The organism is Geomonas sp. (assembly GCF_056994735.1).
This window is the reverse complement of record NZ_JBXKJL010000098.1, coordinates 12,844-34,096: the sequence shown is the minus strand read 5'-3', so window position 1 is coordinate 34,096 and position 21,253 is coordinate 12,844. Positions and strand designations below refer to the sequence as shown.

At 61.9% G+C, this 21,253-nt stretch carries 22 protein-coding genes; all 22 read left to right on the top strand.

All coding sequences use genetic code 11. The features are described 5' to 3' along the window. The first annotated feature begins 245 nt into the window (after positions 1-245). The 22 genes from AC11W3_RS04665 to AC11W3_RS04560 all read left to right on the top strand — a co-directional run bounded on the left by AC11W3_RS04665 (position 246) and on the right by AC11W3_RS04560 (position 21,253). Entirely contained in the window at positions 246-1,619 is a 1,374-nt protein-coding gene (locus tag AC11W3_RS04665) for a sigma-54-dependent transcriptional regulator (protein WP_484091589.1), read from the top strand. Between the two features lie 202 nt (positions 1,620-1,821). Then, positions 1,822-2,046 carry a type IV pilin protein gene (locus tag AC11W3_RS04660; RefSeq protein ID WP_484091590.1) on the top strand — a complete coding sequence of 75 codons (225 nt, stop codon included), beginning with the start codon at positions 1,822-1,824 and terminating at the stop codon, positions 2,044-2,046. Between the two features lie 27 nt (positions 2,047-2,073). Continuing rightward, complete coding sequence (locus tag AC11W3_RS04655; RefSeq protein ID WP_484091591.1) at positions 2,074-2,481, top strand: hypothetical protein; 408 nt, start codon at positions 2,074-2,076, stop codon at positions 2,479-2,481. Positions 2,482-2,550: 69 nt separating this feature from the next. Continuing rightward, positions 2,551-4,278, top strand: a complete 1,728-nt coding sequence (locus AC11W3_RS04650) for a hypothetical protein (protein WP_484092568.1) — start codon at positions 2,551-2,553, stop codon at positions 4,276-4,278. A 21-nt stretch (positions 4,279-4,299) separates the two neighbouring features. Then, on the top strand, positions 4,300-5,091 hold the full coding sequence (locus AC11W3_RS04645; protein ID WP_484091593.1) for an ABC transporter permease: 792 nt from the start codon (positions 4,300-4,302) through the stop codon (positions 5,089-5,091). Then, positions 5,092-6,012: a hypothetical protein gene (locus AC11W3_RS04640; RefSeq protein WP_484091594.1), complete on the top strand. Its 921-nt coding sequence runs from the start codon at positions 5,092-5,094 to the stop codon at positions 6,010-6,012. It begins immediately after the preceding gene. 12 nt (positions 6,013-6,024) lie between these two features. Then, positions 6,025-6,900 (top strand): ABC transporter ATP-binding protein, encoded by an 876-nt coding sequence (locus tag AC11W3_RS04635; RefSeq protein WP_484091595.1) that lies wholly within the window; start codon positions 6,025-6,027, stop codon positions 6,898-6,900. A gap of 115 nt (positions 6,901-7,015) precedes the next feature. Then, positions 7,016-7,873, top strand: a complete 858-nt coding sequence (locus tag AC11W3_RS04630; RefSeq protein ID WP_484092567.1) for a decaprenyl-phosphate phosphoribosyltransferase — start codon at positions 7,016-7,018, stop codon at positions 7,871-7,873. Next, entirely contained in the window at positions 7,863-8,750 is an 888-nt protein-coding gene (locus AC11W3_RS04625; RefSeq protein WP_484091597.1) for a glycosyltransferase family 2 protein, read from the top strand. Before AC11W3_RS04630 ends, AC11W3_RS04625 begins: the two co-directional genes overlap by 11 nt. Beyond that, positions 8,728-9,807 carry a radical SAM protein gene (locus AC11W3_RS04620; RefSeq protein ID WP_484091598.1) on the top strand — a complete coding sequence of 360 codons (1,080 nt, stop codon included), beginning with the start codon at positions 8,728-8,730 and terminating at the stop codon, positions 9,805-9,807. The genes AC11W3_RS04625 and AC11W3_RS04620 overlap by 23 nt, the downstream gene beginning before the upstream one ends. Before the next feature lie 20 nt (positions 9,808-9,827). Further along, entirely contained in the window at positions 9,828-11,132 is a 1,305-nt protein-coding gene (locus tag AC11W3_RS04615; RefSeq protein WP_484091599.1) for a radical SAM protein, read from the top strand. Beyond that, complete coding sequence (locus AC11W3_RS04610) at positions 11,122-13,329, top strand: glycosyltransferase (protein WP_484091600.1); 2,208 nt, start codon at positions 11,122-11,124, stop codon at positions 13,327-13,329. Before AC11W3_RS04615 ends, AC11W3_RS04610 begins: the two co-directional genes overlap by 11 nt. Then, entirely contained in the window at positions 13,305-14,129 is an 825-nt protein-coding gene (locus AC11W3_RS04605; protein WP_484091601.1) for an ABC transporter permease, read from the top strand. Before AC11W3_RS04610 ends, AC11W3_RS04605 begins: the two co-directional genes overlap by 25 nt. Positions 14,130-14,147: 18 nt before the next feature. Then, the gene (locus AC11W3_RS04600; RefSeq protein WP_484091602.1) at positions 14,148-15,377 is read left to right on the top strand and encodes an ABC transporter ATP-binding protein; all 1,230 of its coding nucleotides are present in this window, start codon (positions 14,148-14,150) and stop codon (positions 15,375-15,377) included. Beyond that, on the top strand, positions 15,374-16,258 hold the full coding sequence (locus AC11W3_RS04595) for a glycosyltransferase family 2 protein (RefSeq protein ID WP_484091603.1): 885 nt from the start codon (positions 15,374-15,376) through the stop codon (positions 16,256-16,258). The genes AC11W3_RS04600 and AC11W3_RS04595 overlap by 4 nt, the downstream gene beginning before the upstream one ends. Positions 16,259-16,308: 50 nt before the next feature. Next, positions 16,309-17,097 (top strand): class I SAM-dependent methyltransferase, encoded by a 789-nt coding sequence (locus AC11W3_RS04590; RefSeq protein ID WP_484091604.1) that lies wholly within the window; start codon positions 16,309-16,311, stop codon positions 17,095-17,097. A gap of 2 nt (positions 17,098-17,099) precedes the next feature. Next, entirely contained in the window at positions 17,100-18,143 is a 1,044-nt protein-coding gene (locus tag AC11W3_RS04585; RefSeq protein ID WP_484091605.1) for a WavE lipopolysaccharide synthesis family protein, read from the top strand. An 11-nt stretch (positions 18,144-18,154) separates the two neighbouring features. Beyond that, the gene (locus tag AC11W3_RS04580) at positions 18,155-18,787 is read left to right on the top strand and encodes a PI-PLC domain-containing protein (protein WP_484091606.1); all 633 of its coding nucleotides are present in this window, start codon (positions 18,155-18,157) and stop codon (positions 18,785-18,787) included. 25 nt (positions 18,788-18,812) lie between these two features. After that, the gene (locus AC11W3_RS04575) at positions 18,813-19,442 is read left to right on the top strand and encodes an HAD family hydrolase (RefSeq protein WP_484091607.1); all 630 of its coding nucleotides are present in this window, start codon (positions 18,813-18,815) and stop codon (positions 19,440-19,442) included. Further along, positions 19,439-20,179, top strand: coding sequence for a glycosyltransferase family 2 protein (locus AC11W3_RS04570; protein WP_484091608.1), 741 nt, complete (start codon positions 19,439-19,441; stop codon positions 20,177-20,179). The genes AC11W3_RS04575 and AC11W3_RS04570 overlap by 4 nt, the downstream gene beginning before the upstream one ends. Next, a complete protein-coding gene (locus AC11W3_RS04565; protein ID WP_484091609.1) occupies positions 20,176-20,499 on the top strand; it encodes a hypothetical protein in 324 nt (107 codons plus the stop codon). Before AC11W3_RS04570 ends, AC11W3_RS04565 begins: the two co-directional genes overlap by 4 nt. A gap of 1 nt (position 20,500) precedes the next feature. Then, positions 20,501-21,253 (top strand): glycosyltransferase family 2 protein, encoded by a 753-nt coding sequence (locus AC11W3_RS04560; protein WP_484091610.1) that lies wholly within the window; start codon positions 20,501-20,503, stop codon positions 21,251-21,253.

Sequence of the window (21,253 nt, the reverse complement as noted above, 5' to 3'; positions counted from 1 at the left end):
CCCTCTCCCTATGGGAGAGGGCAGGGGTGAGGGCAAGTGCCTCGGAGATACGGGCTTCCCTCACCCCGACCCTCTCCCGGAGGGCGAGGGGGAGCTTGAACTGTGGAGAAATGGGCAGGTGCAAGTAACTAACCGGACAACACTGCCCTGACTACCCTTTGACAAGGGGGGGATCCTAAGGGGTGGCAGCGTCTGGCTGCAAGCAAATGGAACTTTAACGTAGAACTTGGAACAGGTTTTTTCCTATGAGCGCGAAGATACTGGTTGTTGACGATGAATTGAGCATGCGGGAGTTCCTCGGCATCCTCCTGGAGGGTGAGGGGTACCTCGTCGACCAGGCGGAGTGCGCGGAGGAGGCACTTGGCTACCTCGAGCGCGGCAGGTACGAGGTGGTGATCTCCGACGTCAGCATGCCGGGGCTGGGCGGGATCGAGCTCCTCTCCAGCATCAAGAGCCAGAGCCCCGATACTGCGGTCCTGATGATCACCGCCTTCACCACCGCCGAGCAGGCGGTCGAGGCCATGAAGCTGGGCGCCTACGACTACATCAGCAAGCCCTTCAAGGTCGAAGAGGTCAAGGTGCTGGTGAAGAACGCCCTCGAGAGGCGGACCCTGGTGGAGGAGAACAAGCGGCTCAAGGCCGAGGTCATGGAGCGGCTGAGCTTCAGCGGACTGGTGGGGAAGAGCAGGAAGATGCAGGAGGTCTACGACCTGATCGCCAAGGTCGCGGAGAGCATGGCCAACGTCCTGGTCATGGGGCAAAGCGGCACCGGGAAGGAGCTCGCCGCCCGCGCGATCCACAACAACAGTCCCCGCCGCAACGCCCCCTTCGTGGCGGTCAACTGCGGCGCCATTCCCGCGACCCTCATCGAGAGCGAGCTCTTCGGTCACACCAAGGGCTCCTTCACCGGGGCCACCTCCGACCGCCCGGGCCTCTTCGAGCAGGCCGAAGGGGGGACCCTCTTCCTGGACGAGATAGGCGAGGTCCCGCTGCAGCTGCAGACCAAGCTCCTCAGGGTGCTCCAGGAGCGTGAGTTCAGGAGGGTAGGGGGGGGCTCGTCGCTCAAGGCCGACGTCCGCATCGTGGCCGCCACCAACCGCGACCTCGAGGAGCAGGTGCGCGAGGGGACCTTCAGGGAGGACCTCTTCTACCGCCTCAACGTGGTCCAGCTCCGCATGCCCTCGCTCAAGGAGCGGGCTGACGACATCCCCACCCTGGTCGAGCATTTCTACAAGAAGTACTCCATCTGGTCCGGCGCAGGCGAGATCGTCACCCCCGAAGCCCTGAATGCCCTCTTCAACTACCCCTTCCCGGGCAACGTGCGCGAGCTCGAGAACCTGGTGGAGCGCTGCGTGGTGCTGGGGAGCCGGGTCATCACCAACGATTGCCTCCCCCCGACCGTTCGGGAGTACCGGGTCCCGTCCCTTGGGGGGGAGGAGCTCTTCATCCCGGAGGGGGGGATGGACCTGCAGGGGTATCTCGACGGCCTGGAGCGGAAACTCCTGGTGCAGGCCCTGGAGAAGTGCGGCGGCGTGAAGAAGCGGGCCGCGGCGCTGCTCGGTATGACCTTCCGCTCCTTCCGCTACCGCCTGGCCAAGTTCGGCATGGACGACGAGTAGTGACAAAAAACGTCACCTGTAGGACCTTAAATTGTCCCTTTTGGGCCCCCGGGATGGCCCCTTTTACGGGGGAGTCCGGTCGTTGCACGGTAATTCAATATCTTATAGAGATATTTCCTTTTGGCTCGTAACTTGCTGTGAAGAATGGGTCTTTTAGGATTCCTGTCACACAGCGGCACAAAACGAATGAAAGGAGAAACAAATGTTACGTAAACTCAGAAGCAGCAAAGGCTTCACCCTGATCGAGCTGTTGATCGTCGTCGCGATCATCGGTATCCTGGCGGCTATCGCCATTCCTCAGTTCTCCGCCTACCGCTCCAAGGCGTACAACGCCGGCGCAAACTCCGACCTCAAGAACCTGAAGACCGGTTTCGAGGCCTACATGGCGGACAACCAGGAATACCCGGCCGACATCGACTACCATTAATCTGTAAGGATCGAAAGGAGATCAACCATGCGTAAGATGATAGCTTTAGCAGCCCTGCTGCTCTTCGTGGCATCCTCGGCTTTCGCCGTAACCGAGATCACCCTGACCTTCGCCGACGGTGGCGCCAACACCGGCACCGGCAAGCAGCTCTGGGGCGCCAAAACCGGCGCAACCAACCTCGGCACGGGCGGTTCCGTGGCCGGCCTGATCGGCAAAACCTCCACCGGCGTCGGCGTCGGCGCCAAGAGCGATACCGCCGGGTACTGCGTCTTCACCCAGCACATCAGCGGCTCGCAGGAGTTCGGTAGCGCCAGCAACACCGTGACCACCTATCACGTACAGGTCGTCACCACCGGCACCCCGAAATACTCCCTGCCCGGCAGCGCCGACTCCGCAGATTTCGCGGACGCCACCAAAGGCTGGACCTCGATGTAACTGCTGCACTCTCAGGAAACGGACGGGATGTTTCGGCATCCCGTCTTTTTTTATGGTCGCAAAGAGGATATGGGAAAAGAGTTCACCACCCGCAGCGCCCTGCTGCTGTTGATTTTCGTCGTGCTCGGGGTTTACTACCCGGCGATCTTTTCGCCGCTCAACTCTGTCGACGACCCGGGTATGTACGACTACCTGCTGAACGCCGACGGGGTTACCTTCAGGGGGATATTCTTCCCCGGCGGCAGCGGCGCCTATTACCGTCCCGTGCTGGGCCTGACCTACCTAGCCGACAAGTACGTGTGGGGGTTGGAAGAGAGCTTCATGCACCTGGAAAACATCCTTTTCCACTTGCTGAACGCCGTCCTTGTCTTCCTCATCGCTAGAAAGTGCAGTAACCTCCAGGAGCGGCGATCGCCCCTGCTGCCGCTTTGCGCGTCCCTCCTCTTTGCCGTCCACCCCATCAATACCGAAGCGGTGAACTGGATCTCCGGCCGCACCGATCCTCTGGCAGCTTCTTTCATCCTGCTGTCGGTGCTGCTGATCATCGGTGAGCGCTCCGTGGCCAGGTCCTGTCTCTCGGCCTTTAGTCTGCTCGTTGCCTGCCTTGCCAAGGAGACCGCGGTCTTCTTTCTGCCGGCGGCGGTGATCCTCCCGTTTTTCCGGGGGGTGGGCAGCGATGCCGCGAGCTTGCGGAAGACCTTTTCCGACTACCGCTGGCACTTCACGGTTTTCACCGGGACTGCTGTTGCCTACTTCAGCTTTCGGGCCCGCGCCTTCAACAAGGGAGACAACGGTGTCCACTCCGTGGTCAGCCACGTCGCCGGGGGAGACAGCGCAGGAATCCTCATCAACTTGAGGCTTATCTTCAAGGCGGCAGGTTTCTACCTCAAGAAGCTTATCCAGCCTTTCCCCCTGAACTTCGGCATCAACCACGTTTCCGATCTGTACCTGCCGGTGGGAGTGCTCCTGCTGGCGGTCGTTCTCTGGCTATTGCGGAGACGGACGCTGCCCGCTTTCTTCTTCGTCGCTGCCGCCGCCGTCGGATCCTCGGCCCTGCTGGTCCCGCTGCTCAAGCTGACCTGGACGCCTCTGGCGGAGCGTTACATGTACATTCCTTCCGCCTTCTTCGTAGTGGGGCTGACCCTTTGCGGCCATGACTGGAAGTACCGGGTCCGTCACCCGCGCTTCTTTCTGGCCCTGGTCGGCGTGGTCTTTGCCGTCTTCCTTTACGGCACCGCCAGCCGCACCATCTTGTGGCAGGACAACCTGGCGCTGTTCCAGGACACGGTGCGGAAGTCCCCCGACTTCGCCCCGGCGCAAAACGAGGTCGCCTGTGCCCTCTTTGCCAACGGGAGGGAGGCGGAGGCCTCGGCCATGATGATGTCGCTGCGCCTCCCGGACAACCTGGTCAACTTCCAGCTCGGCCTGATGAACAAGGCTTTCGCCTGCCGCCAGAAGGGAGACTTTCAAGGCGCCAGAAACTTTCTGTACCAGGCCCTTAAGAACCCCGGCAAGCACGAGGCCGATATCTGCCTGAATCTGTTGAAGGTGAACGAAGCCGAGCTGGAACGCGGCAAGGGGGACCGAGCCGCTCTCTACCCCGAGTCGGCGCGCCTGCTGACCCGGCTGTACCAGATGAGTGGCAACCCGTTTTACCAGTATCGCCTTGGCCAGCTGCACCTGTTCCAGCACGAAAGAAGCCTGGCCCGTGCGGCTTTTGCCCGGGCCGCGGAGGAGGCGCCGGCCTCTGCCGTTTACCGCGAGCCGGCCCGCAAGCTTTCCGAGAAGCTTAAATGAGAACAGAAGGAAGGAATCTTCATGGATAACATTATCCGCATAACCCTCAAGGGGATCTTCAGGGACCGCGTGTTTCACGGCATCGTAGTAGTGGCCTTGCTGCTGCCGCTGATACCGCTGGTCAGCACGCTTTCCTTGCGGCAGGTCACCGAGCTCTCCATCACCCTCTCGCTTTCCCTGATCTCTTTCATCATGCTCCTGCTGGCCGTTTTCCTGGGCGGCACCTCGCTGTGGAAGGACATGGAGCGGCGCTACACCTACAGCGTGCTGTCGCTGCCGATTACCAGGGAGTCCTATATCTTCGGACGTTTTCTCGGTATCGTGGTGTTCCTGCTGCTGAGCGCCGTGCTGCTGGGTGCCGTGGCCATGGGCGTCATCGCTTTCGTTTCGGGGAACTATCCCCCGAGCCGCCCTATAGTCTGGTCAACCATCGAGCTTGCGGTCTTGATGGACGCCCTCAAGTACATCCTGCTGGTGGCCATCGCGCTCCTTTTCTCGACCGTCAGCACCTCCTTCTTCCTCCCCATCTTCGGAACCATCTCGGCTTTCCTGGTGGGGAACGCCTCACAGCAGGTCTACGACTACATCCAGACCGCCACCGGTCAGCGCCTGCCGCTTCTGGTCAGGAACTGCGCCACCGCGCTCTACTACGTCCTCCCCAACTTCAGCGCCTTCGATTATCAACTCAACGCCATCTACGGGCTTCCCGTCAACGGGCGAGGTCTCCTCTTCACCTGGGGCTACGACCTGGTCTATACCGCGATCATGCTGGCCCTGGCCGCTGTCATCTTCTCCAGAAGGGAAATGAAGTAGATGCGAGAGCCCGCTATCAATACCGGCAACAGCCGTAAGAAATACGGGGTGGTGGCGCTGATCCTTCTTCTTTGCTACGCCGCGCTGATGGTCCCCTTTGCCGGCTACATGCGCAACAAGCCGTACGTGGAGAAGCTGGGGCTGATCCCGAAGACCGAGATGGTGCAGGTTCTTTCTGCGGACCAGAAGCAGCTGGTCGGCGCTTCCCTGATGCTGAAGGTGCTGATCTATTTCGGCGGGCTGGTCGAGAAGGACCCGGCGAAGCTCACGGTGCCTCCCGATTACCAGGCGATGTCGCGCATCATCCACACGGTGGTCAAGCTTGACCCCTACAACATGGACGCCTATTACTTCGCGCAGTCGATCCTGGTCTGGGATGTGAAGCAATTCAAGGTCGCCAACGACCTCCTGGAGTACGGCATGAAGTACCGTACCTGGGACTGGTACCTTCCCTTCTTCGCCGCCTTCAACAACTTCTATTTCCTGAAGGACTACGCCCAGGCGGCGAAGTACTCGATGCGGGTGGCCGAACTGACCGGAAACGCCCTGTACGTGAACCTGGCCGGAAGATACCTGCATGAATCGGGGCAGACCGAGCTGGCTCTGAGCTATCTCACCACCATGGCCAAAAACGAGAAGAACCCGGCCATCAAGAAGGTCTATGCCATCAGGTACAAGGCGCTCTTCGGCGTGCGCACCATCGAGAAGGCCCGCGACCGCTTCCTGGCCGAGAAGGGGACGATGCCGGCCTCGGTGCAGCAGTTGGTGCAGACCGGATACCTGCGGCAGGTGCCGGTGGACCCCTACGGCGGCCAGTACTACCTCGAGCCCGGCGGCAAGGTGGAAAGCACCAGCAAGTTCGCCTTCGCCACCCTGCAGGACAAGCAGAACCCGCGGCAGGAGCAGAAGCAACCACAATAGATTGGGGAAGTTATGAACGCGATAGAGATAACGGGGCTCACCAAGACCTTCAAAGGCAAAAAATCGGTGCGCGTCGAGGCCTTGAAGAACCTGAACCTCACGGTGGAAAGGGGAGAGGTCTTCGGCTTCCTCGGGCCAAACGGCGCAGGCAAGAGTACCACCATCAAGACCCTGGTCGGTCTGATCACCCCGACCTCGGGGAGCGCCACGCTGATGGGGGTCGATATCTCCTCCTGCAAGGCGCGCGGCAGTGTCGGCTACCTGCCTGAAAATCCGGCTTTTTACGACTACCTAAGCGCCGAGGAGTACCTTGTTTTCGTCGGCAGGACCTTCGGCATGGACGAAGACGAGCTGAAGGGAAAGTGCGAGCAGGTGCTGAGGCAGCTGGAGCTGTGGGATGCCCGCAAGCGGCCGATGCGCGGCTACAGCAAGGGCATGGTGCAGCGGGTGGGGCTCGCCCAGGTGCTGGTGCACGACCCCGAGGTCTACATCCTGGACGAGCCGATGAGCGGGCTCGACCCGGTGGGCCGCGCGCTGGTCAAGGAGATCATCCTCGACCTCAAGTCGCGCGGCAAGTGCGTCTTCTTCAGCACCCACATCACCTCCGACGTGGAAACGGTCTGCGACCGGGTCGGGGTGATCGTCAATGGCGAGCTGCAATGCGTGGAGCGGGTGGAGACCGTGATGGCGGAAGGGGTGATAGGTTACCACCTGAGCATACGCCGTCGGGGGGAGAGCGGCACGACGCAACGCTACGTCGAGAAGGATGCGCTGCCGGCCGTCCTGCGCGAACTGCAGGAGGCGGCGGCCGAAGTCACCCTGATCGACCCCATGAGAAAGAACCTCGAGGATTTCTTCCTCGATATCGTGCGGGCCAAGGGACGCTGATCCGGGCCCGTTGCCGGAAAGGGGCACGCGGCCCGGCAGTTCCGGGGCGTCGCTTGCCCTTTTCCCGCCGTCTGTGGCATACTGTGGCATCGTTTAAGGAGAGGTTGCTCAAGTCTTGCAAGTCACCGCCTACATCAGGCTGCTTCGCCCCGCGCAGTGGCTGAAAAACCTCATGATTTTCTTCCCACCCTTCCTGGGAGCGACCCTCCTTGGCCAAGGAGTGGCGAAGAGCGGCATCCTTCCTTTCGTCTCCTTCTGTCTGGTCTCCAGCGCGACCTACATCGTCAACGACCTCATCGATCATCCCAACGACCTCCATCATCCGGTCAAGAGCAAGAGACCCCTCCCCTCGGGAGCGGTGACCCGGGTACCGGCGGCCCTGCTCGCCGCGCTGCTCGGGGCGGGCGGCTTTCTTTTGGCCTGGCGCGCCCTCCCTTCCGCGTTTCTCGCCTGCCTCTTCTCCTACCTGCTGGTGACGCTCGCCTACAGCTGCTACCTGAAGGAGTTCGCCCTGGTGGACATCTTCTGCATCTCCGCGGGCTTTCTGCTGAGGCTGGAAGCTGGAGGGGCGGCATTCGGCATCGACATCTCGGTCTGGCTCTTTCTCAGTGTCTTTCTGCTGGCCCTCTTTCTCGGCACGGGCAAGCGTCTGGCCGAGAAGAACCACCTGGGGGAGCTGGCCAAGAGCCATCGCAAGTCCCTCCACGGCTACCCCCAGGGGTACCTGGAGGGGGTGCTGTACATGAGCGGCGCGGCGGTGCTCGTCACCTACACCATGTATGTCATCTCGCGAAACTCCATGGTGCTGGTCTATACCGTGCCCCTTTGCGCCTTCGGGCTGCTGCGCTACATACTGCGCATCCTCTCAGGGCAGGGGGGCGATCCGACCGAATCGCTTCTGAGGGACGTCCCGCTTTTCTTCGTGGGGCTCGCCTGGGCCGGCATGGTGGGGTGGGGACTCTATGGCCGCTGACGCCGCCCCGATGGTTTCGGTGATCATACCTGTCTTCCGCAGGACCGGGTGGATCGGCCGCTGCCTCGGCGCCCTTGACCGGCAGGAAGGCGAGGTCTCCTTCGAGGTGGTGATCGTCGACGACGGCTCCCCCAACCGCGAGGAGCTCGCGGCGGCCGTGAACGACGCTCTCGGCTCTTCAAAGCTTGCGGCCCGCTTCTTCCGCAAGGAAAATGGCGGCCCGGCGGCGGCGAGGAATTTTGCCGCCGCAAGATCGAGGGGGGCCATACTCTGTTTCATCGACGACGACTCGGTGGCGGACCCTCAATGGCTGCGGGAGATAACCGCCCCGTTTTTTTCCGATCCGGCCATCTCCGTGGTCAGCGGCATGATCCGCGCCTTCCAGCGGGAGGCCGAGATACCGCTCCTTCTTGAGCGGCACGTCTACCGGGGGCTCCACTGGGCGACCTGCAACATAGCCTACCGGACCGAGGCCTTTCTCGCCCTGGGGGGCTTCGACGAGCGGTTCAGGGAGGCCAGTTGGGAGGATAACGACCTCGGCCTGCGGGCGCGCTGGGCAGGTTTCCGGCAACTGCACCATGAAAAAGCCGTGGTCTATCACCCGCACGAGGAAACTCTCGAGGAATACAGGTCGAAGTGCCTGGTAAACGGCAGGGGTGGAGCGGTCTTTTCCACCAAGTATCTGTCAAGAAAACCTTTGTGGGCTTTAGCCGTACCTGTTATCATGTCGCGCAATCTGTTGTTGGCCTTCCTCCCTTCGGTAATGGGCGGAAGGATCTCTGGCAGCTATCTCTCATTTCTCTGGTCATACAATTCACTGATCGGATTCGTCGGAAGCATCACCGGAAGGAAGCGTGGGAACAACCAGAAGAGTTAAAATAGTCACCGGTCTCAAGTGCAATATACAGTGTGTATTCTGCTACTACCGCGACAACCTCAATGCCCCCAATCGTACAGTCGAACAGATCCGCGATGACATCGGATACGCCTACTGTCACGGCGTGCGCGAGATAGATTTCTCCGGCGGTGAACCGACTCTCCACAGCGACCTTCCCGCCCTGATCTCCTACGCCAAGTCGATCGGCATCGAGCGCTGCTGCATCATCACCAACGGGCTCCGGCTGGCCGACGCCGGCTACCTCTCCTCGCTGCAGGAGGCGGGGCTCGACGAGGTCCTCTTCTCCGTGCACGGGCCGCAAGCCGCCATACACGACGAGATCACCCAGTGTCCCGGGAGCTTCGCCAGGATCAGCCGCGCCCTGCAAAACGCAGCCGAGTCCGGGCTGGCCGTGCGGGTGAACACGGTGGTGAACCGTCTCAACGTGCAGTCGCTCGCCCCCCTTTCCCGCCTCCTCCTCGAGCTTGCCCCCGTCCAGGTCAACTTCATCACCATCAACGACTGGTGCTTCGCCAAGCACCTGGTGGACAGGTACATGCTGAGCTATACCGAGATGGCCCAGGCCCTGAAAGAGGCCTGCGACCTTCTGGAGCCGGCGGTTCCCGCGGTGAACGTCCGCTACATCCCCTTCTGCTTCATGCAGGGCTACGAGCGCTTCGTCTGCGACCATCCCCAGGTGACCAGCGATCCCTACGAGTGGGTCCCGCGGGTGCGGGCGCGGCTGGAGGAGGGGACGGGGCTGATGCGCTACCTCGGCATCCTCGGTTACGGCTTCTTCCTGGCCGGAGCCGGCCGCGGCATCTTCACCAAGCCCTGGAAGATCGTGCTCGACGACTGCGTGGTCGAGGGGCTGAGGAAGTGGTTCTATGTGAAGGGAGCAGCCTGCCGCAACTGCGCCTTCAACAAGATCTGCGACGGCGTGGAGAAGACCTACGCCGCCAAGTTCGGGCTGGAGGAGCTCGTTCCCTGCGGCGGTGAAGCCGTGGCCGACCAGGTCCACTTCCGGCGGGGCAACCCGCACAGGTGCGTCGAGTGATGGCGGGAGCGGCCGGAGAAATGACGCTTTTGGACCAGGCGCTGTCGCTGGCGGGGACGGACACTCCAGCTCCACGGGCCGCCCTGGCGAGGACGCTAGAAAAGACCCTCACCCGGCGCGCGGTGCTCTGGCTGGGGCAGACCTGCAACCTTAAGTGCGAGTTCTGCTACTTCATCGATCGGGTAGCGGACCGCAGCCATCCCGAGCACGCCTTCATGCCGCTGGAGAAGGCCAAGAAGATCTGCCGGACGGTACGGGACCACTACGGGAACACCGCCATCGACATCCAGGGCGGCGAGCCGACGCTCTACCAGGGGATCTTCGAACTCGTCCGCTACTGCAACGAGATCGAGCTCTCGCCGACGCTCATCACCAACGCCCTGCTGCTGGACAACCTGGAGCTCTGTCGCACGTACCGCGACGCAGGCGTGAGCGATTTCCTCATCAGCGTGCAGGGGCTGGGCGCGGTCCACGATCAGGTGGTCGGCTGCCCGGGAGCCCACCGCAGGCAGATGGCGGCGCTCAGGAACCTCCAGGAAGTGGGGATTCCCTTCCGCTTCAACGTGGTCATGTCCAAGGAGGCGGTCCCCCAGCTCCCGGACATCGCCCGCCTGGCGGTGGAGACCGGCGCCTTCGTGGTCAACTTCATCGCCTTCAACCCCTTCGGCGACCAGGCGGAGGACGGGAAGAGAAAGAGCGACAACGTGCCGCGCTACAGCGAGGTGACGCCGCATCTGACCCAGGCCCTCGACCTGTTGGAAGAGGCCGGCGTCGAGGCGAACGTCCGCTACTTCCCCTTCTGCATGGTGGAGGAGCGGCACCGCAAGCACATCTACAACTTCCAGCAGCTCTCTTACGATCCCCACGAGTGGGATTTCGCCTCCTGGACCTGGACGGGGCTGCAGCCCCAGCGTACCGCCGCGGGGGAGCCGTCGCCGCCTGCCGGACTCAGCGTTTCCCGTGGCTTCAAGATGCTGCGTGAGCCGATGAAACGGTTGGCCGCCAACACCCTGTTGCGTCCGTTCCTTTACGCTGCCCACGCGGCGCTAAGCCGTTCGCCCCGGCGCCGGGGAGACCCCCACGAGCTCTACCGGAAGGTGGCGGAGATGCACGCGGAGGACTACTGCGGCTACCAGTACGGGGCCGCCTGCCAGGGATGTTCGCTGCGCCCGGTTTGCGATGGGATACACGACGACTATGCCGAAATCTTCGGGACCGGGGAGTTCAGCGCCGTGACCGGCAGCGAGCCCGTCCAGGACCAACGGCACTTCATTTCCCGGCAGTTGAAATACCTGCCTGTCACCCCGGAAAGCTATGCACCCTGAATTATCTATCGTGGTCCCTACCTGCGGCAGGGTGGCCCTCTTTGCCGAGACCCTCGCGTCCCTTGCCGCACAAAAGCACCGCGACTTCGAGGTGGTGGTCCCTGACGATTCCAAGCTCGAGGCGGACCGCCTGGCCATCCGCGAACTTGTGGAGTCCTTCCAGCGGGACACCGCGATTTCCGCGCGTTACCTTTACTCGCGATCCTCCCTGTACCAGGCGGGGAACACCAACCAGGGGCTAGCCGCGGTCAGCGGGAAGTGGATCAGGATCCTCCACAGCGACGACCTCCTGGCGCCGGAGGCCCTGCAGTTCGAGCACGACCTGCTGCGGGAATTCGAGGGGAAGGTGGAGGTTATCTTCCACTGGCTCCTCCCTTTCTCCGACCGGCCCGACTTTTTGGCGGACCCTGCGGTCAAGCTGATCTCCCCCGAGTACCTGCTGCGAAACACCCTGCACTCCGCCACCTCCTGTCCCTCTGGACTCCTCTTCTCCAGAGAGGTCCTTCAGCAGGTGAAGGGTATGAACACGGAGCTGAGGTTTCTGTGCGACTGGGAGCTCTTTTTCGACATAGTGATCGACCAGTACCGCAAGGGGAAGTTCCTGGCCAACGTGGCCCCGGGGTTGTGCGGCTGGCGCGTGCACGGGGATAACGTCACCAGCAGGCTGTGGTTCAACCACTACATCGAGCACAAAGCGGTAACCCGGACCATGCTGTCCACGCTGTCGAAGCTGGATTCCTTTCCCTTCGACGCCATGGACCGCCGCGACTTCGAAAACACCGCCACGGTCTACCGCTACTCGAGACTGCTCAGCGACTACTGCCGCCTTCCGCTCCCCGGTAAGGTTGGCTCCCTGCGCAAGGTGATTGGGGCGCTGGCCGAGCTTGTCGCAGCACCGGGTGCTGTCGGCTACGGTCTGGTCGCCCTTGCCAACAGGGTGCTAAAGCGGGTGGGGCCGACGCTCGTCGCGCAGCTTGCCATGGACCCGGTACCGGTCGAACAGAAGCTCTCCGGCCTCGACGGGGGCGATATCCTCGCGCTGCGGCCGTCCATCTATCCCAAGTCGTTGGAGACGGGGCGGGCCATCCTCGTCTCGTTCCAGAACGACCTCGACCTCGCGCCTTTGTCGGACCTCATCGCGCGTTTTCCGAAGGTCATGGTCTTCGACCTCAACCTGAACCGGTTCCACGAAAAGGTCCTCTTCGAGTTGGGGAAGCACACTGCGGTCGGCCAGGAATTCATCTTTGTTCTCGAGGACAATGAACACCTCACCCTGTTCGGACTGAAGGCGCTGATCGAGAAGGTCTTCCCGGAACAGTTCACGGTGCTGGACCAGAAAGGGCTGGGGCGCAATCAGAACCTGGTCCACTTTAGCCGGCACAGCCCCGTTCCCGACTACCTGAGCTCGGGCCACGACGGGTGGACTTTCGGGCTTCTCACCATGGGCACCCGGGAAGCCGAGGTCATGGCCTTCATCGACTCGGTCAGGAGCTTCTGCCCCGATCCATACGAGATCATCATCACCACCCCCGCCCGCATCGGCTGGCTGGAAGGGGAGCCGGACGTGAGGCAGATCGTCTTCTCCGAAAAGGACGAGCTCGGCTGGATCACCCGGAAGAAGAACCTGATCTGCAGCGAGGCCAGGTATTCCGACATCGTCGTCTGCCATGACCGCTTTGTGTTCACCGAGGGATTTTTTGCCGGCGCGGCGCGCACGGGTTTCCGCTACGGACTGGCGGCCCCGAGGTTGACCCTCCCGGACGGGAAGAGGGCGCTTGACTGGGGAATGGTTTCCAGCAATAACCACGTCTGGTCCTTCGGCGGGCTCCTCGATTACCGTGCCTATTCTCCCTATGCCTATGTCCCCGGAGGGGTGACGGTCCTCAGGAAGGAGTTCTGGAGGCGCTTTCCGTGGAACGAGAATCTCTTCTGGAACGAACACGAGGACGTGGAGCTCTGCCGGCGCGCCCAGCGCGGCGGGCATGTGCTGACCCTGCTCCCGGCGACCATGGTGGCGCAGTTCGACCGCTGGGTGGAGCAGAACAGGCTGATACCGTTCGACGACCAGGAGGAGGTGGTCTACGGCAGTCCCGTGGGGGAGCAGGTGATCCGTTTCCGGGCAGGGCTTTCTCGAAGGGTCCGCGTCGCGCGGCCGGTAAAAAGGATAAAAAGATGGCTGATCAATCTGGTCCGGTAACCATTACGCCGGCCGCCACCGGTCTGCTCCCGGGGCTCGCCGAGCTTTTCATCCACCGGGAACTGATATTCTTTCTGGTCCTGCGCGACCTTAAGGTCAAATACCGGCAGACGTTTCTGGGGGTCCTCTGGGTGGTTCTGCAGCCGCTGCTCACCATGGCCCTGTATGCCGCGATCTTCGGTCGCCTCGTTCCGGTAGCCACCGGCGTCCCTTACCCGCTGTTCGTCTTCACCGGGCTGCTCCCCTGGCTGTACCTGTCGAGCGCCATTTCCGACAGCAGCAACACGCTCATACAGAACGCGAATCTGATCAACCGGGTCTATTTCCCCAGGATCATACTGCCGGTGACGCGTGCCGTCTCGCTGTTCCTGGATTTTGCCGTGATGAGCGTCATCCTGCTCCTGCTCCTGGCGTACAACCGGATCGCGCCGACGCCCGGCATGCTGTTGTTCCCGGTGCTGGTCTTGTTGACAGTAATGGTTGCGGTCGGTGTGGGTGCCCTTTTGTCTGCCCTCAATGCCAGGTATCGGGACTTCCATTTCGTCATACCGTTCGGGATGCAGGTCTGGATGTTCTGTACCCCGGTCGTCTACCCAGTTGATATCCTCCCCGCGGGGTTCAGGGTGCTGGTCCTGGCCAATCCGCTGACCGGGCTGGTGGAGGGCTACCGGATGGCGTTGCTGGGGACCCCCTGCGACCTCGGGCTCTTGCTGTACTCCCTGGCGGCCATCGTCGGCTTGCTGCTCGCTGGCCTCTGTTACTTCCGCCACATGGAGAGCCGGCTCTCCGATGTCCTGTGACAACCTGAAGGTGCCTTCGTGAAACCCGTCATCAAAGTAAGAGATCTTGGCAAACGGTACCCCCTTGGTGCTGAAGGAAGAAGCTCGGTCAACCTGCGCGAGGAGATCATGGGCGGGCTGAAGTCCCTCTGGCGGCCGGGGCGCCGGGCGCCACAGCAGGATTTTTGGGCGCTGCGGGAGGTGAGCTTCGATGTCTTCCCCGGTGATGTCGTCGGGGTGATCGGCAGTAACGGCGCCGGCAAAAGCACCCTGCTGAAGATTCTGAGCAGGGTGGTGAAACCGACGGCCGGGTACGCCGAGCTCTACGGCAGGGTCGGCTCGCTCCTGGAGGTTGGCACCGGCTTCCACCCTGAACTCACCGGCCGAGAGAACATCTACCTAAACGGTGCGATCATCGGGATGAGGCGTGCCGACATTGCCCTGAGGTTCGACGAGATCGTGGAGTTCGCCGAGATGGCAGAATTTCTCGATCTTCCCGTCAAGCACTACTCAAGCGGGATGTATCTGCGGCTGGGGTTCGCCGTGGCGGCGCACCTGGAATCGGACGTGCTGATCGTCGATGAGGCGCTTGCCGTCGGGGATGCCAACTTTCAGCAGAAGTGCCTGAAGAAGATGGAACAGTCGAAGGAGTCCGGCAAGACTGTGCTGATGGTAAGCCACAACATGGGGATCGTCGCCTCGTTGTGCAACCGCGCGCTCCTGCTGGAGAAGGGGGAGCTGGTCCCCTGTAGTACCGTGGTCGGCGGCATTACCCGCTACCTACGCTCGGGGTCGGAGAGCCGGACCGAATGGTCCGGAGACGTCGGCAACGAGGACGTGCGCCTGTTGCGGGCCGACCTCAACTCGCAGGCGGAGCAGGGGGTGTGCCTGCGTGGCGAGGCCGTGCGGCTCCAGATGGAATACCAGGTGGAAAAAGAAAACCGCAATCTGCTCATCGGAATAGAGATCTACAACTCCGTCAACCAGTTGCTGTGCGCCACCAGGCTCACCGACTACTTCAAGGACAATCTGCCGCTCGTACAGCGACCGGGTCGGCACTCGGCTTTCCTGGAGATCGATACCTCGATATTCGCCGATGGCACCTACCACATCAAGTTCGACTTCGGCATCCACAACAGGCTGAGGATCATCGAGGATGATCCGGTCCTGACCTTCCGGGTCGTCGATGACTCCATCAACACCAGCCACGACTCCCCGTTCAGGAGAAACATGATCTACCCGTCATGGAAATGGAGTACCTCGCAATGATTAGCGTTTACATCGTCACCTACAAGAAAAACGAGGTGCTCAACGCCAACCTCTCCTCCCTGCTGGCAGCTACCCGCAATCCCGGCCAGATCTCGGTCAAGGTCATCAGCAACTATCCCGGCGTGGTCATTGACCCTGAAAACAGGCGGCTTGACGTCGAGGTGGTGGAGAACAGCACCCGTTCCCTCAACTCGTGGGGCTACCTGTCCAGGGACTGGAACTTCGGGATCCTTGACTGCTTCCGCACCTGGAAAAATCCGCAGAACCGGGCCTGGTGCGTGCTGGCTCAAAACGACGTCCTCTGGGTGCCGGGCTGGGACGAGTTTCTCATGGGCAACACCCGCTATGACATGATCACCCAGCCGCGGGGCGACCAGTCGATCGCGCTCAATATCCGCGCCGTCCAAGAGGTGGGGTTTTTCGACGAGAGGTTCTCGACGCTGCATTTTCAGGAGATCGATTACTTCTTTCGGGCCATTATCGCACTGGGCGACAGGGTCAGCATCAACGAGGACCTTTCCGAAGACGGTGCCTGCTGCTGGAATCCCATTGGCGAGGTCATCACCAAGTGCACCAGCAGCGGCATCCACCCCGCCGATGACCCCCTGCACACCTCCAAGACCTGGACCGATTTGAGGAACCTGCTGTTCAACAAGTGGCAGTTCACGGACTTCGATCTGATCATGAAGAAAAAGCTGTTCCACCAACACTCCCTGCAGCCGCGGTTCACGCATCCCCGCGAGATCAACTGGTACCCGTACTTCTGGGACGGATTCGACCCGATTCGTTGCCGGTTACTGCAACAATACGAGGCTCCGCCGGAAGTGGATAACACAAAGCCTCCGTTTTACCGCAGAGTGTTGTCCAGGCTGACTAGATAGCGTCGGTCGGAAACCATAAAAGCAAATTGAGTAGTGAAAGGAGAACTCCCATGTTTAGCAGATTGTTACGGAAACGCTCGGCCGCGTCTAGCCCCGTCGAATCGTACGTCACCACTGGGCTGAGCCAGGTCGAGGGTTGGCTGCTGAAAGACGCCGTCGACCTGCTGCTGCTGCTGAACTCGGCGCAGAACAGCCTGCAGGTCAGCGGGGATCTCGGCGAGATCGGGGTCTGGCAGGGCAAGCTGCTAATCCTGTTTTGCCTCCTGGCCAACACCTCGGAACGGGTCTTCGGGATCGATTCCTTCATTCACTGCACACCTCCGCAGCTTTGCGAGGAACGACTGGCCCAGAACCTGGCAGCCCATGCCCCCGGTTTTGACAGGCTGACCCTGATCAAGACCGACTCGAAGCTCCTGACCGCGGACGACCTGCGTCGCACGACCGGTGGCTGCCGTTTATTCGATGTGGACGGAGACCATTCCTCCGAAGGCGCCTACAACGACCTGGTTCTTGCCTCCCAGGTCATCAACCCCGGCGGCATCATCCTGGTCGACGACTACTTCAACGACACGTGCCCCGGCGTAAGCGAAGGTACCTGCCGCTTTTTCTTCGATCACCCCGAGACCCAGCTCGCTCCGTTCGCCATCTGCGGCAACAAGATCTTTATCACCACCGGTGACTATTACGGCGCGTACCGCGACTTCATCGCCCGGCAGATCGAGAGCAGCGACGCCACGCTGTTCCAGAAGGCCCGGAACTTCCATCAGCTGAGTGCGTCTCTCGGGGTGACCCTCAAGCTGTTCGGCCATGAAGCCTACGTTTTGAACAGCAACCTGTAACCATGGCAATGTCAGGCTCCGGGATAAGCGTCGTCGTCCAGGGGCCCGTCGTGGGGGGAGGTGTCACCGCGCGGGTCCTGCAGAGCGTCCGGCACTGGCTTCCTGCCGCCGAGATCATCCTCTCCACCTGGCGCGGCAGCGAGGTGGAGGGGCTCGACTTCGACCTGCTGGTGGAAAATGAAGATCCCGGGGGCCACGTCTGCCACCGGAGGCTTCCGAACCTCTACAACCTGAACCGGCAGATCGTCTCCAGCAGGGAAGGGCTCAAAAGGGCCTCCCGCCGGTACGCCATCAAGACCAGGACCGATCTCCTCTTCACCGGCACTGGCTTTCTGGACTACTGGCCGCGTTACCCCTCGAGGGACCAAGGGCTGAGGATCTTCCGGGAACGGCTCATCAACTGCAGCGTCTATGCGAGAAACCCCAGGCGCCACCAGCCGGTTCCCTTTCATCCGGGCGACTGGTTCTTCTTCGGCCTGACCGAAGACCTCCTGGCCCTTTGGGACATCGAGCCCGCACCGGAACCGGAGACCTCCCGGTGGTTCGCCGGCCGCCCACGGCCCGAGCCGGACGTCTACCCGCACCTGCTGCACCGTTATTTCCCGGAGCAGTACCTGTGGCTCTCCCTGCTGACCAGGCACGGCGCAGCAATCCGTTGCCACCACCAGTGGGACCTTGACGCGGAGACGCTGGAGCAGACCGAGCGCTCCTTCGCCAACAACCTGATCTTCCTCGAGCCCGAGAAGATCGGCATCCGCTCACTCAAACATACCCTGAGCCTCGACGACTGGGCGGACATCTACAGCCACGGCGAGTGGCTGCGGCTGTATCGGCGCTACTGCGAGCCGGACCTGAAGCTTTCTGTCGACCCGGTGGTGATCGGCAAGGACCTCTACCATGCCTGTCGCCTCCTGATGCCGAAGCGGCTGGCGGACCGGCTCTTGACCAGGCTCCTCGGAAAAGACGGATCCCTCCTCGACCGGTGGGAGCAAAGGAGCCCGCGGAGCTTTAAAATTGCCAGGGCCATGCACAAGTGGCTCGGCTGAGGGGAGTGGACATGCAGATCATCAGTCATCGCGGTTACTGGCGGGAACCCGCCGAGAAGAACACCGAGGTCGCCTTCCGCCGCTCCTTCGCGCTCGGCTTCGGGACCGAAACCGACCTGAGGGACCTCGCAGGGGATCTGGTTATCTCCCACGACCCGCCGCAGGCGGGCGCCATGCCCTTCGCCGATTTTCTGGCCCTGCACAAGGAGGCGGGGGGCGATCTCCCCCTGGCGCTGAACATCAAGGCCGACGGCCTGCAGGCCATGCTCAAGAAATCACTTGAGACTTTCGGCGTCAGCGATTACTTTGTGTTCGACATGTCGGTCCCGGACCTGCTGGGCTACGCGAAGGAGGGGATACCCTTCTACACCCGGGTGAGCGAGTACGAGCGGGAGCCAGTGCTCTTGGACCGGGCCTCCGGCGTTTGGCTGGACGGCTTCCACGGCGAGTGGTACGGCGACGACGAGATCCTCTCGCTGGCCGACAAGCGGCACGTCTGCATCGTCTCCCCCGACCTGCACCGGCGCCCGCACCTGCCGTTTTGGCAGAGGCTCCTCGACCTCGACAAGCGCGCCGGCGTCGAGCTCATGCTCTGCACCGACTATCCCGAGGCGGCCCGCGTCTTTTTCACGGGGTCCCACTAAGGCTCAACAGGAGAGTTGCACTGTTATGAAGATCAAGGCCATCATCTTCGACATGGACGGCGTGCTCATCGAGGCCAAGGACTGGCACTACGAGTCGCTCAATCGCGCCCTCGGGCTTTTCGGCTATTCCATCAGCCGCTACGACCACCTGGTCACCTACGACGGCCTCCCCACCAAGCGCAAGCTGGAGATGCTCTCCCTGGAGCGGGGGCTTCCCCGCGGGCTGCACGACTTCGTCAACGAGATGAAGCAGATCTTCACCATGGAGATGGTCTACACCCGCTGCAAACCAGTATTCTACCACGAGTACGCGCTCTCCCACCTGAAGGCGGCCGGCTACCGGCTGGCGGTGGCCTCCAACTCCATCCGCCAGACGGTGGAGATGATGATGGAGAGGAGCAACCTGGCCCAGTACCTGGAGTTCATGCTGAGCAACCAGGACGTGACCCGCGCCAAGCCGGACCCCGAGATTTATCGCACCGCCATCGAGCGTTTCGGTTTCACCCCGGAGGAGTGCCTGGTGGTGGAGGATAACCTCAACGGCATCCGGGCCGCGCAGGCCTCGGGAGCCCACGTGATGGTGGTCAAATCGGTAACCGACGTGAACCTGAGCAACATCACGAACCATCTCAAAAGCATCGAGGGGGGACGATGAACATCCTATTTCTCATGGCGGGGGATTCGAAACCGTTCGAGGAGCAGGGGTACCTCTACCCCAAGTACCTCCTGGAGATCGACGGCAAGCCGCTCATCCAGCATGTGATCGAGCACGTGACCGTGGAGGGGCAGGCAAAACACGTCTTCGTGGTCCGCAAGGAGGAGGTCGAGCGCTTCCATTTCGAAAGCGTGCTGAAGCTCCTCTCCCCGGAGTGCGAGGTGCTGGTTGCCGAGGGCGCCACCCGCGGAGCCGCCTGCACGGCCCTTTTGGCCGTGGAGCAGATAGACAACGACGAGCCCCTTCTGATAGTGAACGGCGACCAGATCGTGGAGGTCTCGCTGGACGAGGTGGTGAAGTCCTTTAGGAACGAGGATCTGGACGGGGGCATCGTGGTCTTCGATTCGGTCCACCCCCGCTGGTCCTATGTGCGGCTGGACGACAACGGCCGGGTGATCGAGGCCGCCGAGAAGCGCCCCATCAGCCGCCACGCCACCGCCGGGATCTACTACTTCGCCCGCGGCCGGGATTTCGTGGCCGCCGCCAAGGAGATGATCCGCAAGGACGCCCACGTGGGCGACGCCTTCTACGTCTGCCCCGCCTACAACGAGCTCCTCCTCGACCAGGGGGCGATCGGGGTCTACAACATCCCGCGCGAGAAGTACCATTCCCTGGCCCTGCCGCAGGGTGTTCACGCCTTCGAGGAGAAGGTCAAAGGCCAAGCGAGGTGCTTATGAAAGTCGCCCGTCTCGAAGAGATGACCAAGGGATGGTTCGTAGGAAACTTCTCTCCCACCCTCTACCAGACCGAGGACGTGGAGGTAGCCGTCAAGTATTACAAGGCCGGCGACCACGAAGGCCGCCACTCCCACCGGGTGGCCACCGAGATCACCGTCATCGTCTCCGGCGAGGTCGAGATGTCCGGCGGGCGCTACACGGCCGGAGACATCATCGTGCTCCATCCCGGTGACATCACCGACTTCACCGCGCTCACCGACGTCGCTTCCACGGTCGTGAAGCTCCCCTGCGTGGCCGGCGACAAGTACGAGGAGGAATGAGATGCTCAATATCGTTGTGCCGATGGCCGGACGGGGAAGCCGCTTCGCCGATGCCGGTTACGATCTTCCCAAGCCGCTGATACCCGTGATGGGCAAGCCGATGACCGAGGTGGTCATCAGCAACCTCCGCCCTTCCCGCAAGCACCGCTTCATCTTCCTCTGCCTGAAGGAGCACATCGACCGCTACGGCATTGCTCAGCAGCTTCGCCAGTGGAGCCCCGGTTGCGAAGTGCTGACGGTGGACCGGGTCACCGAGGGGGCGGCTTGCACGGTGCTCCTCTCCCGCGAGCTGATCAACAACGACGACGAGATGATGATCGCCAACTGCGACCAGTGGGTGGACGTCAAGATCGACGACTACCTAGCCGAGATGGACCGCAGCGCCGCCGACGGGCTGATCATGACCATGAAAGCCGACGACCCCAAGTGGTCCTACGTCCGCTTCGACCCCCGCGGGGCCGCCTGTGAAGTGGTGGAGAAACAGGTGGTCTCGGACGAGGCGACGGTAGGGATCTACAACTACCGGAAGGGTTCCTATTTCGTGGAGGCGGCCGAGGCGATGATCGCCAAGGGGCTGCGGGTCAACGGTGAGTTCTACGTGGCACCGGCCTACAACGAGATGATCGCCAAGGGGATGAAACTCGCCATCTACAACATCGGCTCTGAGCTGGACGGCATGTACGGCCTGGGAATTCCCTCGGACCTGACCACCTTCGAGAGCCTGCCGGTGGCCGCCAAGGCGGTCGCGTTCTGA

What these genes read in the sequence shown, in the direction of transcription:
- AC11W3_RS04665 (WP_484091589.1), top strand. Translation starts at nt 246, where the DNA reads ATGAGCGCGAAGATACTGGTTGTTGACGATGAATTGAGCATGCGGGAG.
- AC11W3_RS04660 (WP_484091590.1), top strand. Translation starts at nt 1,822, where the DNA reads ATGTTACGTAAACTCAGAAGCAGCAAAGGCTTCACCCTGATCGAGCTG.
- AC11W3_RS04655 (WP_484091591.1), top strand. Translation starts at nt 2,074, where the DNA reads ATGCGTAAGATGATAGCTTTAGCAGCCCTGCTGCTCTTCGTGGCATCC.
- AC11W3_RS04650 (WP_484092568.1), top strand. Translation starts at nt 2,551, where the DNA reads ATGGGAAAAGAGTTCACCACCCGCAGCGCCCTGCTGCTGTTGATTTTC.
- AC11W3_RS04645 (WP_484091593.1), top strand. Translation starts at nt 4,300, where the DNA reads ATGGATAACATTATCCGCATAACCCTCAAGGGGATCTTCAGGGACCGC.
- AC11W3_RS04640 (WP_484091594.1), top strand. Translation starts at nt 5,092, where the DNA reads ATGCGAGAGCCCGCTATCAATACCGGCAACAGCCGTAAGAAATACGGG.
- AC11W3_RS04635 (WP_484091595.1), top strand. Translation starts at nt 6,025, where the DNA reads ATGAACGCGATAGAGATAACGGGGCTCACCAAGACCTTCAAAGGCAAA.
- AC11W3_RS04625 (WP_484091597.1), top strand. Translation starts at nt 7,863, where the DNA reads ATGGCCGCTGACGCCGCCCCGATGGTTTCGGTGATCATACCTGTCTTC.
- AC11W3_RS04615 (WP_484091599.1), top strand. Translation starts at nt 9,828, where the DNA reads ATGACGCTTTTGGACCAGGCGCTGTCGCTGGCGGGGACGGACACTCCA.
- AC11W3_RS04610 (WP_484091600.1), top strand. Translation starts at nt 11,122, where the DNA reads ATGCACCCTGAATTATCTATCGTGGTCCCTACCTGCGGCAGGGTGGCC.
- AC11W3_RS04605 (WP_484091601.1), top strand. Translation starts at nt 13,305, where the DNA reads ATGGCTGATCAATCTGGTCCGGTAACCATTACGCCGGCCGCCACCGGT.
- AC11W3_RS04595 (WP_484091603.1), top strand. Translation starts at nt 15,374, where the DNA reads ATGATTAGCGTTTACATCGTCACCTACAAGAAAAACGAGGTGCTCAAC.
- AC11W3_RS04590 (WP_484091604.1), top strand. Translation starts at nt 16,309, where the DNA reads ATGTTTAGCAGATTGTTACGGAAACGCTCGGCCGCGTCTAGCCCCGTC.
- AC11W3_RS04585 (WP_484091605.1), top strand. Translation starts at nt 17,100, where the DNA reads ATGGCAATGTCAGGCTCCGGGATAAGCGTCGTCGTCCAGGGGCCCGTC.
- AC11W3_RS04580 (WP_484091606.1), top strand. Translation starts at nt 18,155, where the DNA reads ATGCAGATCATCAGTCATCGCGGTTACTGGCGGGAACCCGCCGAGAAG.
- AC11W3_RS04575 (WP_484091607.1), top strand. Translation starts at nt 18,813, where the DNA reads ATGAAGATCAAGGCCATCATCTTCGACATGGACGGCGTGCTCATCGAG.
- AC11W3_RS04570 (WP_484091608.1), top strand. Translation starts at nt 19,439, where the DNA reads ATGAACATCCTATTTCTCATGGCGGGGGATTCGAAACCGTTCGAGGAG.
- AC11W3_RS04565 (WP_484091609.1), top strand. Translation starts at nt 20,176, where the DNA reads ATGAAAGTCGCCCGTCTCGAAGAGATGACCAAGGGATGGTTCGTAGGA.
- AC11W3_RS04560 (WP_484091610.1), top strand. Translation starts at nt 20,501, where the DNA reads ATGCTCAATATCGTTGTGCCGATGGCCGGACGGGGAAGCCGCTTCGCC.